The organism is Sphingobacterium rhinopitheci (assembly GCF_022627575.1).
Classification (GTDB): domain Bacteria; phylum Bacteroidota; class Bacteroidia; order Sphingobacteriales; family Sphingobacteriaceae; genus Sphingobacterium; species Sphingobacterium rhinopitheci.
In genome coordinates, this window is sequence record NZ_JADEYQ010000001.1 from 55,849 (window position 1) to 72,213 (window position 16,365).

At 34.7% G+C, this 16,365-nt stretch carries 16 protein-coding genes; 5 read left to right on the top strand and 11 right to left on the bottom strand.

Annotated features, from left to right (window positions below; genetic code table 11):
- Positions 1-5 precede the first annotated feature (5 nt).
- The 3 genes from IP023_RS00290 to IP023_RS00300 are packed head-to-tail and all read right to left on the bottom strand — an operon-like array spanning position 6 to position 2,569.
- Positions 6-1,478: a phytoene desaturase family protein gene (locus IP023_RS00290; protein ID WP_241788244.1), complete on the bottom strand. Its 1,473-nt coding sequence runs from the start codon at positions 1,476-1,478 to the stop codon at positions 6-8.
- 13 nt (positions 1,479-1,491) lie between these two features.
- A complete protein-coding gene (uraH, locus tag IP023_RS00295; protein ID WP_241788245.1) occupies positions 1,492-1,902 on the bottom strand; it encodes a hydroxyisourate hydrolase in 411 nt (136 codons plus the stop codon).
- A gap of 4 nt (positions 1,903-1,906) precedes the next feature.
- The gene (locus tag IP023_RS00300; protein WP_241788246.1) at positions 1,907-2,569 is read right to left on the bottom strand and encodes a MarR family winged helix-turn-helix transcriptional regulator; all 663 of its coding nucleotides are present in this window, start codon (positions 2,567-2,569) and stop codon (positions 1,907-1,909) included.
- A gap of 167 nt (positions 2,570-2,736) precedes the next feature.
- Between IP023_RS00300 and IP023_RS00305 the strand changes: the two genes are divergently transcribed.
- Complete coding sequence (locus tag IP023_RS00305) at positions 2,737-3,894, top strand: MFS transporter (RefSeq protein WP_241788247.1); 1,158 nt, start codon at positions 2,737-2,739, stop codon at positions 3,892-3,894.
- Between the two features lie 21 nt (positions 3,895-3,915).
- On the opposite strand, the gene IP023_RS00310 is transcribed toward IP023_RS00305, so the two are convergent.
- The 4 genes from IP023_RS00310 to IP023_RS00325 are packed head-to-tail and all read right to left on the bottom strand — an operon-like array spanning position 3,916 to position 8,356.
- Positions 3,916-4,635, bottom strand: coding sequence for a menaquinone biosynthetic enzyme MqnA/MqnD family protein (locus IP023_RS00310; protein ID WP_241788248.1), 720 nt, complete (start codon positions 4,633-4,635; stop codon positions 3,916-3,918).
- Positions 4,635-5,255, bottom strand: coding sequence for a histidine phosphatase family protein (locus IP023_RS00315; protein ID WP_241788249.1), 621 nt, complete (start codon positions 5,253-5,255; stop codon positions 4,635-4,637). The genes IP023_RS00310 and IP023_RS00315 overlap by 1 nt, the downstream gene beginning before the upstream one ends.
- Before the next feature lie 9 nt (positions 5,256-5,264).
- Complete coding sequence (mqnE, locus tag IP023_RS00320; RefSeq protein WP_241788250.1) at positions 5,265-6,458, bottom strand: aminofutalosine synthase MqnE; 1,194 nt, start codon at positions 6,456-6,458, stop codon at positions 5,265-5,267.
- A 59-nt stretch (positions 6,459-6,517) separates the two neighbouring features.
- Positions 6,518-8,356 (bottom strand): ABC transporter ATP-binding protein, encoded by a 1,839-nt coding sequence (locus tag IP023_RS00325; RefSeq protein WP_241788251.1) that lies wholly within the window; start codon positions 8,354-8,356, stop codon positions 6,518-6,520.
- A 167-nt stretch (positions 8,357-8,523) separates the two neighbouring features.
- On the opposite strand from IP023_RS00325, the gene IP023_RS00330 reads away from it, so the two are divergent.
- Both IP023_RS00330 and IP023_RS00335 read left to right on the top strand, forming a co-directional pair.
- Positions 8,524-9,684, top strand: a complete 1,161-nt coding sequence (locus IP023_RS00330) for a pyridoxal phosphate-dependent aminotransferase (RefSeq protein ID WP_241788252.1) — start codon at positions 8,524-8,526, stop codon at positions 9,682-9,684.
- Positions 9,685-9,721: 37 nt separating this feature from the next.
- Entirely contained in the window at positions 9,722-10,561 is an 840-nt protein-coding gene (locus IP023_RS00335) for a prephenate dehydrogenase (RefSeq protein ID WP_241788253.1), read from the top strand.
- A gap of 90 nt (positions 10,562-10,651) precedes the next feature.
- Here IP023_RS00335 and IP023_RS00340 read toward each other — a convergent pair whose 3' ends face one another.
- Complete coding sequence (locus IP023_RS00340) at positions 10,652-11,563, bottom strand: YihY/virulence factor BrkB family protein (RefSeq protein ID WP_241788254.1); 912 nt, start codon at positions 11,561-11,563, stop codon at positions 10,652-10,654.
- Between the two features lie 140 nt (positions 11,564-11,703).
- Between IP023_RS00340 and IP023_RS00345 the strand changes: the two genes are divergently transcribed.
- Positions 11,704-12,513 (top strand): SDR family oxidoreductase, encoded by an 810-nt coding sequence (locus tag IP023_RS00345; RefSeq protein ID WP_241788255.1) that lies wholly within the window; start codon positions 11,704-11,706, stop codon positions 12,511-12,513.
- Between the two features lie 55 nt (positions 12,514-12,568).
- Here IP023_RS00345 and IP023_RS00350 read toward each other — a convergent pair whose 3' ends face one another.
- The gene (locus tag IP023_RS00350; protein WP_241788256.1) at positions 12,569-13,096 is read right to left on the bottom strand and encodes a hypothetical protein; all 528 of its coding nucleotides are present in this window, start codon (positions 13,094-13,096) and stop codon (positions 12,569-12,571) included.
- 141 nt (positions 13,097-13,237) lie between these two features.
- Here IP023_RS00350 and IP023_RS00355 point away from each other — a divergent pair, with 141 nt between their 5' ends.
- Positions 13,238-13,939 carry a LuxR C-terminal-related transcriptional regulator gene (locus IP023_RS00355; protein WP_241788257.1) on the top strand — a complete coding sequence of 234 codons (702 nt, stop codon included), beginning with the start codon at positions 13,238-13,240 and terminating at the stop codon, positions 13,937-13,939.
- 51 nt (positions 13,940-13,990) lie between these two features.
- Here the strand turns inward: IP023_RS00355 and IP023_RS00360 are convergent, their stop codons facing one another.
- Both IP023_RS00360 and IP023_RS00365 read right to left on the bottom strand, forming a co-directional pair.
- The gene (locus IP023_RS00360) at positions 13,991-15,034 is read right to left on the bottom strand and encodes a fatty acid desaturase (protein WP_241788258.1); all 1,044 of its coding nucleotides are present in this window, start codon (positions 15,032-15,034) and stop codon (positions 13,991-13,993) included.
- Positions 15,035-15,186: 152 nt separating this feature from the next.
- Positions 15,187-16,344 carry a sialidase family protein gene (locus IP023_RS00365; RefSeq protein WP_241788259.1) on the bottom strand — a complete coding sequence of 386 codons (1,158 nt, stop codon included), beginning with the start codon at positions 16,342-16,344 and terminating at the stop codon, positions 15,187-15,189.
- Positions 16,345-16,365: the final 21 nt, after the last annotated feature.

Sequence of the window (16,365 nt, forward strand, 5' to 3'; positions counted from 1 at the left end):
CGTTACTACTTATTTAGTTTACTAACTTCATTTGCTACTATTTTTCCCGATATGATAGACGGGGGAACACCAGGCCCAGGTACAGTAAGTTGTCCTGTATAAAATAAATTTTTAACCTTCTTATTTTTAATTTTAGGTTTTAATACCGCTGTTTGTCCCAATGTATTTGCTAATCCGTATGCGTTGCCGCCATAAGCATTGTAGTCCGTTACAAAATCAGACACACAATAGCTACGTTTATATTCCAATTTGTCATACAGATTCTTAGCACCGGTATGTTTTTCTAAACGATCCAACATATGTTTCAAATAAGATTCACGTGTAGATTCTCCATCGTCCAGAGCTGTAGCGACGGGCATCAACAAAAATACATTCTCCCCATATTCGGGTGCGACATTAGAATCTGTTTTAGAAGGACAACAAGCATAAAACAATGGATCTTGAGGCCATTTCTTATCTTCATATATACAATCAATATGATTGTCCAGTTCATTCTCAAAGAAAAGTGTATGATGCTTTAGCCCATTAATTTTTTCTTTAAAGCCTAAATAATAGATTAATGATGAAGGTGCAAAAGTTCTATTTTCCCAATAATTATCGTCGTAATTCTTGTATTTCTCTGGGAGCAAACTTTCTGAATGGTGGTAATCGGAAGAGGCGATGACATAATCAAAATCATACTTATCTCCATTGATTATCAAAGAAGCATGATCATCAGTAGAGATTTCTATTTTGTCTACATTATGACTAAAATGAAATTTAACACCTTGCCTTTCGGCAACTTCTTTCATTGCTAATACCAATTGGTAAAACCCCCCTATAGGGTAATGGGTACCTAATACAAATCCGCCATAGTTCATCAAACTATATAATGCAGGAATATTCTTTGGTGAAGCTCCTAAAAATATAACGGGAAACTCCATTAAAGATTTTATCTTTTGATTGGTGAAATATTTACCGACATATTTTCTAAAACTAGACAGTAAATCTAATTTTAAAGCACTTTTGGCAATTTTTGGAGATACAAATTCAAACCAATTATGACAGGGTTTGTTTACAAAATCTTGCATACCTACCTCATATTTATATTTGGCAGACTCCATAAATTTATCCAATTGGCTTCCTGCACCAGGTTCCAAGTCTTCAATTACACTTTTTAGGTCATCGTACTTTTCGGGCACAGCAACTACAGCGTCTGAAAAGATCATTTCAAACTGTGGATTTAAAGAAATAAGATCATAAAATTCAGCTGAGGAATAGCCAAAGTCCTTAAAAAAACCTTCGATAATATCTGGCATCCAATACCAACTTGGGCCCATATCAAATACATAGCCGTTATCGGTTTTAAACTGCCTCGCTCTACCACCAGGTTGATTATGCTTCTCAAACACATGTACTTCATGACCGTCTTTAGCTAAATATGCAGCAGCAGATAAACCTGAGAAACCTGATCCTATAACAGCAATTTTTCTTTTCATTAAAATTTATATATTAATTCCCTTTGTATGTAGAATAACCATATGGACTAATTGTAATAGGCACGTGATAATGTGCTTCATCTTTTATCGCAAATACTACTTCAATAAAAGGGTAAAAAGTATCAATATGGCTATTATCAAAATATGGTTTAGTCTCAAAAGTTAGTTTATAAACTCCGTTATTATTTTTATTATTTTCATAAGGCAGAAAATCCGTAACACGACCATTGTTATCAGTCTTTAAGGTACGAATAGTTTCCCATTTATTGTCTTTATTTAATTTCTCCAATTTAATAAAAACATCTGGTGCAGGCTTCCCTGTCGAGATATCCAGAATATGACTAGATAACTGAAAGTCTTTGGCCTGTCCAAAGGCAAAGCCCATAGACAGCATTAAGGCAATAACAAATACTAATTTTTTCATAACTTTATTTTTTATTTAATTTAATAGCCGTAGCTTTCTCTAACAACTCTTCAACACCTATATTTTTTTCATATATATCCATGTGAAAATCATGTAACTTATTTAATAGCGTTATAAGCTCAATTTTTTCACTATCCGAAAGATTTCCCGTCACGATACTGGTGGCATCTCTAATTTTTTGCATCTGACTATCCAAAACTTCTGACCCTAATGGTGTTATAGCAATAATTTTACTCCTTTTATCAGTAGAAGAACTTTCCTGTTTAACCCAGCCTTTAGACATCAATCTATTAATAATCAATATACCTACAGATTTTTCTTGTATATTCTTCCTTATAAGTTCCATTTTTGTCATTTTGCCAAAAGCTCTAAGGTTAATTAAATAGATAAAATCTTCTTGTGTAGAAAATTCCGAGTCACAAATAGCTGCCTTAGCATAATTCTTAGCAAACTTATTCATATGAACTAGCAATGTACTAATAACGCTATCAGCCGTACGACCACTATCTTTGCCTTGCCAATCGGGGGCAATATCTAATTCAACAGAGTTTGAATAATTAGCTGCAATCCACTTCTTAAAACCCTCTAAATCATTAGTATATAAATCATTAAAACGCCCAAACTCCTCCACTAAACCAACAATATTTTTTATTAGATTATAATTCATAAAAACAAATTAGTTTATAAATATACTAATTTTATTGATAAAAGTATAAATTTATACTTAAATATCCTTATTATTTAATTTCCATTTTTAATTAAGACCTCTATAAAATAGAATATTAGTACATAAAATCTTACCTTTGCAGCGTACTAAAAATAATTCAAAATAGAATGAATAAAGGATTAATTGCGTTAGCCTTTGGCGGTCTAGCTATAGGAATGACGGAATTCACCATGATGGGAATCCTCCCTGATATTGCAAAAAACATACATATAGATATTCCAACAGCAAGTAATTTAATAGGTCTCTATGCTTTAGGAGTAGTTGTAGGTGCACCTACACTTGTAGTAGCTACCTCCAAATACCCTGCCAAACAAGTCTTATTATTCTTGATGTTCTTATTCTTTGTGTTTAATGCCCTATTTACATTGGCACCAAATACATGGAGTCTTTTTGTAGCACGATTTACTTCAGGACTACCACATGGTGCTTTCTTTGGTATCGGATCAGTTGTAGCTGCAAAGCTTGCTAAACCAGGAAAGGAGGCACAATCGATCTCCATTATGTTTACAGGGATGACTATAGCTAATCTAATAGGAGTTCCATTAGGTACATACATAGGTCACGTATTTGACTGGCGTATCACTTATGGCTTTATCAGTTTATTAGGCTTGGTCACTTGTGTTGCGATCTATTTTTGGATGCCTGATATACCTGCTGACAAAGAAAATAAAATAACACAACAAATAAAATATTTCAAACGTTGGGATGCTTGGTTGATGGTTGCAATCATTGCGATCGGTACAGGCGGATTATTTGCTTGGATAAGTTATATTTCCAAATTAGTAACTACTGTTTCCGGCTTACCAGAAGCTAATGTTTCTATCATTATGGTATTGATCGGTGGCGGTATGGTCGTTGGTAATTTCCTCGGCGGAAAATTGGCAGACACCATTTCACCAAGTAAAGCAACCATATGCTCTTTTTCAGCCATGGCAATATGCCTACTGATATTATTTTTCACCGCACATATTACAGCTTTAGCCTACCCAATGGCATTTATTACAGGGATGATAGCATTTACAATAGGTCCACCATTGCAAATGATGCTTATAAATAACGCCAAAGGAGCCGAGACATTTGCCGCAGCAGCGGGACAAGCTTCCTTCAACATCGGTAATTCTATAGGTGCTTATTTTGGCGCTGTCCCAATCGCTATGGGCTTTGCCTACAACTACCCTTCCTTGATAGGTGTAGGTATGGCTTCTATAGGTGCATTTCTAGCTTTTATTTTCCTACTGAAAGTAGAAAAACAAAAGCCAGAGTAAAACGTAAAATTTAAGTGATTACTATAACGATTGGAAAAGCTCTAGGTATTTATCTATAGCTTTTCTTTTTTTGGTATCTAAATGAAAGTTTAGACTTTGAGTAAGGTAATACTTATAATCAAAATTAGCAATCGGCGGTAATGCTGAGATTACATCCGCAGGATGAGAAATACCATCTGCTAAAGCCTTATTAAAAGTAGCAATAAACCCCTCAGGAAGCACTTTATTCGAAGCCCATACAGCATAGGCAAAAGGAAGGCCTGTATATTCCATCCAGTAGTGTCCTAAGTCGTAAACATAGTTTACAGTGTCTTTTTTACCAAATGTACGATCTCCGATCAATACATAAGCATCTGCATCCCCTTCGGTAATAATCTCGACCTCTATCTTCCAGAAGTATTTAAGAAGAATACGTGCTAAGCCATTTGAGGTACGCGATTCCTTATCTAATCGCAATGTTTTTATATCTTCAATAGGTTTATCGGCAAATATAAAAACAGAATCCACCGCACCTACTGAACCGATACAATAATCAGTAATAATACGGTAATTAGGAATATCTATTAGTGCGGCAATGGGAATAATACCTAAATCAACTTCATCTTGTATCACTTTTCTTGCACACTCCGCCGGAAAATCTACCGTTAGATCAATCTCATCTATTATAGGCGAAGATTTAATACCTTGTAAAAATGGCAATGTGTTAGTATAACTCACTGCCGATATTTTTATTTTTTGCATTATAAACCTTCTAAATGTTTTGTATTGTAATAATCAATAATCTTATACTTCCCATCTTCATATTCTAATACATAAAGAGAGGTATTAGTATGTGGGAAATCATCCATCAAGTTGACAGAAACATCTGTCAGATGGCACATCAAAATACGAAGGGCTCTACCATGCATACAAACTAAGACGGTATCTTCCTCTTCTTTTTGCAGCATATATTCAAAAGCTTCCTTTTGTCTTTGTACAACTTGATTAGGAGATTCACCCAATTCTATAGCTAAATCTAAATCATTGCTGCGCCAAGATTCTACCACCTTAGCAAAGCCCGACATTATCGTTTCATCTTGCTCCTTACCTTCATAAACACCCCAGCTGATCTCATCCAGACCAATAAGCTGCTCTGTAGGTATTCCCAGTTGAATAAACTTATCTACCGTCTGATGCGTACGCAACAAGGTCGAAGTATACACTTTGTCAAATGGGATATCCTTATAGGCTTCGTAAAAAGCAGATGCTTGTTTTAGACCATTTTCATTCAGTGGCGAATTAACACCTCTTCCTTGCACTATCCCACGCAGATTAAGATCCGTTTGTCCGTGTCTTATGATGTAAAAAGTCTTCTTTTTCAATTTATATTTTTAATTTACTACTGGTAAAGCGTAATATTTCTTTTCTTTTTCCTCTTCAAAAACAACATCCTTATAATCCACGACAACATTGTACAGCGTATCACGCTCGATAGGATGTCTACCTACATTTTTGATTAACTCTACCAATTCTTTTGTACTCATAGCAGGTTTTTGCTCTTCAGCACCAGCCATTGAATAGATCTTGGTGGTATCATCCAGCGTACCATCGATATCATCAACACCATAGGCCAAAGACATCTGCGCTGTATTTCTAGATATCATAGCCCAGTATGCTTTTATATGGTCAAAATTGTCCATATAGATACGTGCTATAGCATAATTACGCAGATCTTCAATAACTGAAACCTCCGGCACATCAGACATTTGATTTTCTTTATTCCTGAATTTCAAGGGAATAAATGTTTGAAAACCACCGGTCTTATCTTGCAATGTACGCAAGCGTTCCATATGATCTACACGATGCCAAAATTCTTCGATGTGACCATACAGCATGGTTGCATTGGTACGCATTCCCAATTTGTGTGCTTGTTCGTGAATATCTAACCATTGCTCAGCAGTACACTTGTCGTACGCTATTTTTTCTCTTACTTCGGGATGAAATATCTCGGCACCGCCCCCAGGCATAGAATCTAATCCACATTCGTGCAAATATTTCATTCCTTCATAGTGGCTTAACTTAGCTTTTTTGAAGATATAATAATATTCTACAGGGGTAAGACCTTTGATATGTAACTCGGGACGATGTGCTTTACATTGGCGAAAGAAATCTGCATAGAATTCTAAATTTTGTTTGGGTACTACCCCACCCGTAATATGTACTTCGGTAACAGGTTCGCCATCATATTTCTTTACGACATCCATCATACCATCAACATCCATCTCCCATCCTTCTTCACGCTGTTTGATCATACGGGAATAAGAACAAAACTTACAATCATAGACACACACATTCGTAGGTTCAATATGAAAGTTTCTATTGAAAAAAGTATGGTCGCCGTGCTTTTTCTCTCGTATATAATTAGCAAGAACACCTAAATAGTTCAGTTCTCCCTTATGATATAATAGAACACCATCATCAAAAGAGATACGCTCCCCATCCACGACCTTCTGTGCAATAATTTTTAAATCAGTATCTAAGTTTTCATCATTTAATAGAAAACTTAGTTTTTTCGTAGCATTCATACGTCTTTCCTTCTTTTACAAATGTATCAAAAACTATAGCAAATAATCAACCCTTGGGCTTATGAATCTGCAAACTGTTGCATATCGATTAAACGCTTATAAAGGCCATTTTTGACTATCAATTCATTATGAGAACCTGTTTCAATAATTTGTCCAGCCTCGATAACAACTATTTTATCTGCATTCTGAATCGTACTTAAACGATGCGCAATAACAACTGTAGTTCTATTTTTCATCAACTTATATAATGAATCTTGGACCAAACGCTCCGATTCAGTATCTAAAGCCGATGTAGCCTCGTCCAGCAACATGATCGGCGGATTCTTCAGCACAGCACGTGCTATAGATATTCGCTGACGTTGGCCACCTGATAATTTGGCACCACGATCGCCTATATTTGTTTGATAACCATGCTCCGTTTGAGCTATAAAATCATGTGCATTAGCAATACGTGCTGCAGCCTCCACTTGTTCTAATGTAGCTGTTGTATTACCAAACGCGATATTATTAAATATAGTATCATTAAATAAGATAGATTCCTGATTTACGGTACCGATCTGATTACGCAATGATTCCTGATTCAATTCCCGCAGATCAATGCCATCAAATGTAATTCCTCCTTTATTGACATCCATAAATCGAGGTATCAAATCTATCATGGTAGATTTTCCTCCTCCAGACGGGCCTACTAAAGCAACTGTTTCACCTTTATTGATCTCGAGATTGATACTTCTTAATATCTCTTTATCATCATATGAAAAACCTACTTCATGGAAAACAATCTTATCGTTAAAATCTGTTACCACAGCAGCATTAGGCTTATCTACTAATTGCGGTTTTTCATCTATCAAATTCAATACCCGCTCCCCTGCTGCAATACCATTATGTATATTAGAAAATGCGTCTGTCAATGCTTTTGCAGGACGCATTACTTGAGAAAACACAGCTATATAACCAATAAATTCAGAAGCTTTTAAATCACCCTGACCGCTCAACACCAAACTACCACCATATAATAGAATAATAGCGACCATCACGACACCTAATAATTCGGACACAGGTGATCCCATCTGTTGGCGGCGCACCATTCGACGCATAATATTAGAATAGTTTTCACTTTCGCTATTAAACCTATTCTTTACAAAAGAAACAGCATTAAATGCTTTTATAATTTTGACCCCCGATAAGGCTTCATCCAAATAAGAAATCATATTACTATAAGACTCCTGACCTTCGATAGCTTGTTTTTTTAGCTTCTTGACAATCAACGATATAAACAATGCCGACACCGGAATTACCAGCATCGAGAAAATCGTCAATTTCGCGGAAATAGAAAATAGAAAAAGTATATATGCGATTAGTTGTAAGGGTTCTTTGAATATAACTTGTAATGTAGCAGTCACAGAAAACTGAACAACCTGCACATCCGATGCTACCTTAGAAATAATATCGCCTTTGCGCTGATTCGTAAAATAACCTAAATCTAAATCCATTACATTATCAAAAACAGATTTACGCAAATTTAATAAGGTATGAATACGTAGATTTTCCATTACACGCTGTGACAAGTAACGGAACAAATTGCTAATGAATACTGAAATTATGATAACAATACATACATATTGCAATGCTTCATAGGGACCCAAGTCATAATATAGCTTATCCGCATAATAGGTAAACCAATCGCCTATTTTGTCCCAACTTTCAGGCTTTTCCACTACCCTACTAGTGTCCACTTCGACATCTCCTGTCCCCTTAAAAAGCACCTGCAATAAAGGCACTAACAAAGCCAAGTTTAAAGTCCCAAAAACAACAGTGATAATCGTACAAATGATATAAGGAATCGCATACTTTTCTATGGGCTTAGCGAATGAGAGTAATCTAAAATATGTTTTCATCTATATTTAAAAAGTAAACAAAAATAAGAAAAAAAACAAGCATGACTGTTACTTTTGACTAACTCGCTAAATTGTTGCAATGTTTTGATTATTGCGGGTATAAATATTTCAAAAAATTCAACAAAACAATTAAGTTTTTATAAATTTAGCGACCAAATAGAATGTCAATGGAAATCGAAGTTGCAAAAAGGTTACAACAAACGGAAGAATACTACTTTTCGAAGAAGTTACGTGAGATAGATCAGATGAACCAAGCTGGTGCAAAAGTGATTAATTTGGGTATAGGAAGTCCAGACTTACCACCGCATCCCGATGTTATCAAAGTATTGCATGAGCAAGCGTCATTAACAAATACACATGGCTATCAAAACTATAAAGGAGCACCAGTATTGCGTCAAGCAATAGCCGATTGGTATTCCCGATATTATCATGTATCCTTAAATGCCGAAACAGAGATATTACCATTAATAGGATCTAAAGAAGGGATCGTTCATATCGCTATGACCTACCTACAGGAAGGTGATGAGGTATTAATCCCCAACCCCGGCTACCCAGCGTACACAAGTGCTGTAAAACTGACAGGAGCTACTGTTGTTCCTTATGAATTGAGCGCCGCCAATGACTGGTTAGTTGATTTTGACGAATTGGAAAAACGCGACCTTTCTAAGGTAAAAATGATGTGGATGAACTATCCACATATGCCAACAGGTGCTTCAGCAAATATTGCGTTCTTTGAGAATGCTGTAGCTTTTGCTAAGAAGCATACTATATTATTGGTACATGATAACCCCTATAGTTTTATCTTGAATGATAATCCTATCAGCCTATTGGCTGTAGAAGGCGCTTTGGATGTTGCGATAGAATTAAATTCACTGAGTAAGTCATCCAATATGGCAGGCTGGCGCGTGGGGATGTTAGTCGCTAATCAAAAACGCATAAGTGAAATCTTACGTTTTAAATCCAATATGGATTCAGGCATGTTTTTGCCCGTTCAATTTGCGGCAGCGAAAGCGCTAAGCTTAGACAAATCATGGTACGAAACCCTAAATAAAGAGTACGAAGCGCGTAGACTGAAGGTGTATGAAATAATGGATATATTAGGCTGTGATTACGACACCAAACAAGTAGGTTTATTCGTATGGGCAAAAATACCATCCAACTACAACAATTGTTACGATCTCGCAGACGATGTATTATACAAAGCTAAAGTATTTATTACACCTGGGGGAATATTTGGTTCCGCTGGCGAGCAGTATATTCGTATCAGCCTATGTGGTAAAATTGAAACTTTAGAAGCAGCAATCGAAAGATTGAAGGCTAATTTATAATTATTAATAGTAGAATATCTACCTAACAAATAAAACGATGAATATAGCTATTGTCGGTATAGGTTTAATCGGAGGCTCTGTAGCCATTCGATTGCGAGAGACAAAGTTTGTGGATAAAATAATTGGTGTTGACAAGAATGAAGCAAATCAAAAGAAGGCTTTGCAGCTGAATCTTGTAGATGAGATAATGACTTTAGATGAAGCAATATTAACGGTAAACGTTATTATATTGACTACACCTGTAGATGCTATTATGAAGTTGGCACCTTATATACTTGATAAGATAGAAGATCAAGTATTAATTGACATGGGTTCTACAAAGATTAATATTCTTCAACATATCGCCGATCATCCCAAAAGAGGACGATACGTAGCCGCTCATCCTATGGCAGGAACCGAATATTCGGGGCCAGAGGCAGCTTTATCGAATCTATTTAAAGATAAAAACATGGTCTATGTAGAAGCATTCAAGTCCGATGAAGATGCCTTTGATTTGGCAGATGCTATCACAGACCAATTGGAGATGAAGTCTTTATTTATGACTGCAGAGGAGCATGATATGCATACAGCATATGTATCACATATCTCCCATTTAACGTCATTTGCATTAGCATTAACGGTCTTAGAGAAAGAAAAATCACAGGGCAGAATATTTGAACTGGCAGGATCAGGATTTGAATCAACCGTACGCTTAGCAAAATCATCTCCAGATATGTGGACCCCTATTTTCAAACAAAACCGGGAGAATGTATTAGAAGTATTGGAAGAGCATATCAAGCAACTTCAAAAATTGCACGACAAGCTGGAGGAAGAGGATTATGATGGCTTACATAAATTGATAAAAAAATCAAACAAAATTAAAAGAATAATAAAATAACACCTTTTCTAAAAAAGCAAAGCTCGCTAGTATATAATTACTAGCGAGCTTTTTTGTGCTATATATCGTTCAATCGAATACAATCCGTACCTAGTCCTTATTATTCACTATTTCCACAGAATCTTTAAATTCAGAATAAGCATTAGGTGCTATTGGGGTACCATATAATAGAGCATAATTTTTGGTAAATACAGCACCAAAGTAAAGTATTATAGCCGAATAGTATACCCAAAATAGAAGTATCAAAATTGCACCTGCAGTTCCGTAAACCGTAAACTTATCTGAATTTTCGATGTACATACCAATTAACCACTTTCCAATCATAAAAAAAAAGGACGTAAATAAAGCCCCAACAAGGGTATCCCTAAATTTGATAACACCATCAGGTAATTCTTTAAACACATAAAAGATTATAAAAGTGATAACAAAAAACACAAATAACGTATCAAATAGATCAGCCAAGTAAATAATTTCTACATTAAACACTGAAGAAAGCTTGCTATAGAATACCTCAATAAAAGAATCTATGAGAAGAGAAATAATCAATATCAATCCGAAAATCCCTATCATAGAGAAGGAAAAAAATTGATCTATTACCGCATGTATCAATCCCTTTTTGGGCTTAGATTTCAATTTCCATATATCATTGATAGAGCTTTGTATCTCGGTAAACATTCCTGTTGCAGAGAACAATAACGTGATCATACCGAGCACCGTTTCTAAAATTGTAGATCTTGAAAATTGACTATTCTGCACTATTTCTTGAACTTGCTCTGCAGCTTGATTACCAATCATTTTATTGATTTGAAGAAAAAATTTCCCTGCGACCTCTTCTTCATTTAAAAAGAAACCAAAAAAAGAAATTAGAAAAATTGCAAAAGATGGCAAAGCGAAAATTGTGTAATAAGAAAGTGAAGCACTAAACTTCATACATTCATTGTCCATGAAATCTTTCCATGAATTTATAAAAAGCTTAAAAAAACGTTTCTCTTTAATTGTCATCAGCAAAATATATTCTAAATATAATTATCCTCTACCTACAAACAATTAGAAGCTCTAATGGTTTCATATAGCTTAAGTAATAAACAGCAAATATCAGTCAATTGTATTAAACTAGTACTAATAGTATAAAATAATTCACTATGAATTTCAACAACAAAACAGTGTTAATAACCGGAGGAGCTTCAGGGATAGGTAAAATAATGGGGCGTAAATCCCTGGAAAGAGGAGCTGCTAAGTTAATAATTTGGGATATCAATGAAAAGGGATTAGCAGATACTAAAGCGGAATTTGACAGGTTGGCTGGCGAAATAATAACCTATAAAGTTGATGTTTCAAATAGTGAAGAAATCATAAATACAGCACAGGTTGTAAAAGATAAAATAGGTACTATAGATGTGCTCATCAATAACGCTGGTATTGTTGTAGGTAAATATTTTCATGAGCATACCCATCTCGATATTAGTAGAATGATGGCGATCAATGCGGATGCTATAATGCATATTACACGCGCCTTTTTGCCGGAAATGATGCAAAGAAATATAGGTTCAGTATGCAATATCTGTTCTTCAGCTGGATTAATATCCAACCCAAAGATGTCAGTCTATGCTGCTTCAAAATGGGCTGCTATAGGCTGGAGTGATAGCCTAAGATTAGAGATGAAACAATTAGGGAAGCGCATCTATATAACGACTATTATGCCCTTCTATATAAATACAGGTATGTTTGATGGTGTAAAATCGAGTATATTACCTATCCTAGAACCAGAACCTACGGCAGAGCGAATAATGAAAGCTATAGAACATAAAACCAAAATGTTAGCAATGCCACTTCCATATTGGTTTATAAGGCTGAGTCAGGGATTACTTCCTATCCGCATATTTGAATGGATAATGCAACACATATTTGGAATTTATGATGGCATGAAGGAGTTTAAAGGTAGGCAATCATAAAAGCATATTTTCCAATCAGATTATAGGGATATAACCTGATTGGAATAAGTATCTATTAATATTTCCAGTTAAATCTATCAAATACTTTGGACCATAACCAAATAGGTCCAATGCCCAAAAATTTAAGCATAGTAATATTGTTCATATTTTTTTCTTTTTTCGCTAAAGCTAACAAGCCAAAAAAACCAACTAAAGAAAGCACACTACATACCAACACTACGGATGGTCCTCCATCTTTTTCTACATATTCTAATTGCACGATAAAAAAGCTCATAACACTAATACTAAATAAGGCTACATATGATAATGTAGGCGCTAATTTTAGATAAGAATAGATTACAATCGCGATAAAAAGTGAACCCCAATTTAAGAAAGTATGCATTTTTAAATTAATCAGAAATTGCATTTGAGGGAACGGTATCATCCAAATAAGCCCCATTATACCAAAAAATGCTAAACCTAAAAATACCGCATATAATACTTTATTTCCAATAGCAAAACTGTCATTTAGTTGATCAAAATACTTATCTATGGTACGCTTCTCTACGACCTTCTTTACGTTAGAATTAGATTTTTTATTCATGATACAAAGGTAAGTATATTTAAATGCAAAATATAAAACGTTTATTAATAACAGCCTAATAAAAATACCTAATTATAGTTATGATAATAAATTCATTTTCAATAAATTTGAGTGATAAACACCTTTACCTAATTGATTAACATGTCCTTAGAAATAAAGAATGAAAAATGGAAAGACCTTTTCGAGCAACAGAAATCTCAAACAGCTTCCAATGAACCTACAACGGAGAAAATAGATAGTTACTATTTCATTTATGATTGTAATATCAACCAAATTTCATTTATCAATTTGGCTTTCGAAATCATCACAGGATATGATTCAAAAACATTTACTGTAGAAAAACTGATAGAGATGATGCATCCAGAAGATCAACCTTATTTTTTCGGTTGTGAGGAAAAGGGATTACAGTTTACAAATAAATTATCATTCAATGAGCATTTTCAATATATAATGGGATATTCCTATCGTATAAAGACGGATCAAGATAAATATATTTGGATCAAACAGCAATGTCAGGCTTTGGAAGTAAATACACAAGGGCATCTTACCAAAACATTGGTTATACATCAACGTATCTCAGAAGGGAATTTTGAAAGACCTATCAATGATTATAGAATATTTGATAAATCAAGAAATATATATTTAGATGCCGAGAATTGTTATAATTTAACAAAACGTGAGCTTCAGATTCTACAACTTATCCAAGCTGGATTGAGTAGTACAAACATCGCCAATCAATTATTCACGAGTAAGTATACCATAGATACACATCGTAAAAATATACTTAAGAAAACAAATAGTGTAAACTTTATAGAGCTTATCCAGAAATTAAACATTACATAAAAAAGAGGCTGCCTATTATAAGACAGCCTCTTTTTTATGTAATCAATATTTTTAATCGTGATTATGAAATCTATTCGCTCTTTTAAAAGTACCTAAATCATTAAAACGTACACCATATTTCTTCAGTACTTCTTGTGCCTTTTTACGTCCTATATGTCGTATATAGAATGTTTCATTGACAACAAAATGATGTATACTATGTGTCCATCCAAAGAAAAAACAAAACAATTGAAAAGGAAAAGTCCACCAAACCGTCAACACTTGTGTTTGTTCCATTACATTACCATCTTCCACATCACCAAAATAGTGCATATTGGAGGTGATAAAATGCAATGAAAATTGACGCAATAAATTTGGTAACAATATGGTGTAGATAATTATATTTAACCAATCCAAACTTTCCTTAATAAACTCTGGCAATACGAAACTAGTATTAAAAGTTTTATGGAAGTAATCTAATATTAGATCACCAAAGAAAAAATACAATACCACATGCGCAATAATAGTGATCGGTATAATACTTAAAAACATAAACTTACGTAGCTTGTGCGAGATTTCAAGTTTCAGACGTCCCGCTTTCACTTCTTTATCCATATCTTTAAACATGACGCCTAGGCGCATCAAGCCTCCTAATACAACATCAGCTGTAGTTAGAAACCTCTTAAAGGTCCATTTTTCACCATTGGTAACAGATCTTTCTTCTACATCATGCAGGGTACCCGAAAACTTGTGGTGGTGGAGATGTAGTGTTCTTCGAATCCATGGATTTACCGTTAATGGTCTTAATATCCATACGACAAAAAGCATAAAATGATGTACGACTTTATTTCCTTTGAAATATAGCCAATGAATAAGATCATGCTCAATCTCATGCAATACACCCATAAAAAAGGCATTAATGATAATCATCAGCCAAGAAGCTATTTCCCCCTTATACCAAAAATAAGAAGTAAAGCCAATTGCTAAAATAGAGCCTAAAAATATGATTAGCCCTAAAGTATTCTGATAATTAAATATGGGATAAGCCTTTTTCAGTTGAAAATATGCAGCATTGATTTCCTTTCTGATTTTACTCGTTTTCTCTTGATGTGTCAAAATTTTAATCCTTCTATTTTCTCAAAAGTACACAATAATAGTATTTAAAAAGAAATCTATATGCGAAGTTTAACATTAAAAAGACGTAATAAAAGTATAAAAGCGATGCTACTAGCATCGCTTTTCGTAATTTTTATGCACTAATATGGTGATTATTTAATTTTGATGGGATCAAATACTATTGTTTTATAGTTGTCCTTTTCATACAAGACACCGACCGTATTTTTATTAATTAACACTAAGTCCGAATAAGCAGAATAAGCGCCTTTATAACCTTCAGGTGCTTTGGCTACTACTTTGTTAAAGTACCACGTTTTTCCTTGGTCTTTGGATAAACGAAGAGTTAAATTATCTCTATTACGTTCGTCCGCAGCATTGCTATGTGCTAATATAAATTTCTTACCCTTTTTCCACGATAATACAGAAGCTTGGTTTATAGGATCAGGCAAATTGGCATCTGGTGCTGAAGATACCCAGGTCTGTCCACCATCATTAGATATAGAAATGATACGCTGTTTTGGTGTTAGCTGTTGATTTCTAGAAGTCATATATACCGAGTTGTCATCGATCTGAGCAGCTAAAGATTCGTTAGTACCAGGGAAAGGAACTTTTTGGCTCAATTTAAATGTTTTACCATGGTCATCAGAATAATAAGCGTGTGCATTCCAATCTTTATTCTGTGGCGCAGGATTACCAGCATTATGATTAGCAGCAATATAAATCCTTCCCTTATTTGGTCCTGCCACAAATTGAAAACCATGTCCTGGGGTATTGGCATAAGTACGCCAATCTTCGCTAAAATTATATTGTGGATTGATTTGTGGTTGCTTTGGTCTATGTGTTTGCGTGGTTATATTTACTGCATCTTGCCAAGTTTTACCACCATCATTAGACACAACATACCACACCTCGCGCAGCCCTTTACCATTTCGCACATCCCCTTCATGCCCATTTCCAGTATTATAGAACAAAAATAAGCGGCCATTCGGGTAAGCAGGATCTAACAAATCTACAACAGGGGCAGGATTTCCTGCTTGCAAATTATCATAATCTACAGCAACCTGCAAGGGTCCCCAAGTTTTGCCATTATCTTTACTTACTTTAAAGACAATATCTACATTACCGTAGTCACCGGCATGATCCACACGGCCTTCAGAAAAAGCAACGAGATTACCATTTTTATTCTTAACAATTGCTGGAATACGGTAACTAGCGTATCCATCATCACCAGATTTAAAAACAGTTACTTCTTGCGCTTGTATTAATAAAGCAAAAGTAACAGCACAAACACTTAAAAATAGTTTTTTCATATTATGGTAGTTTATTTATTT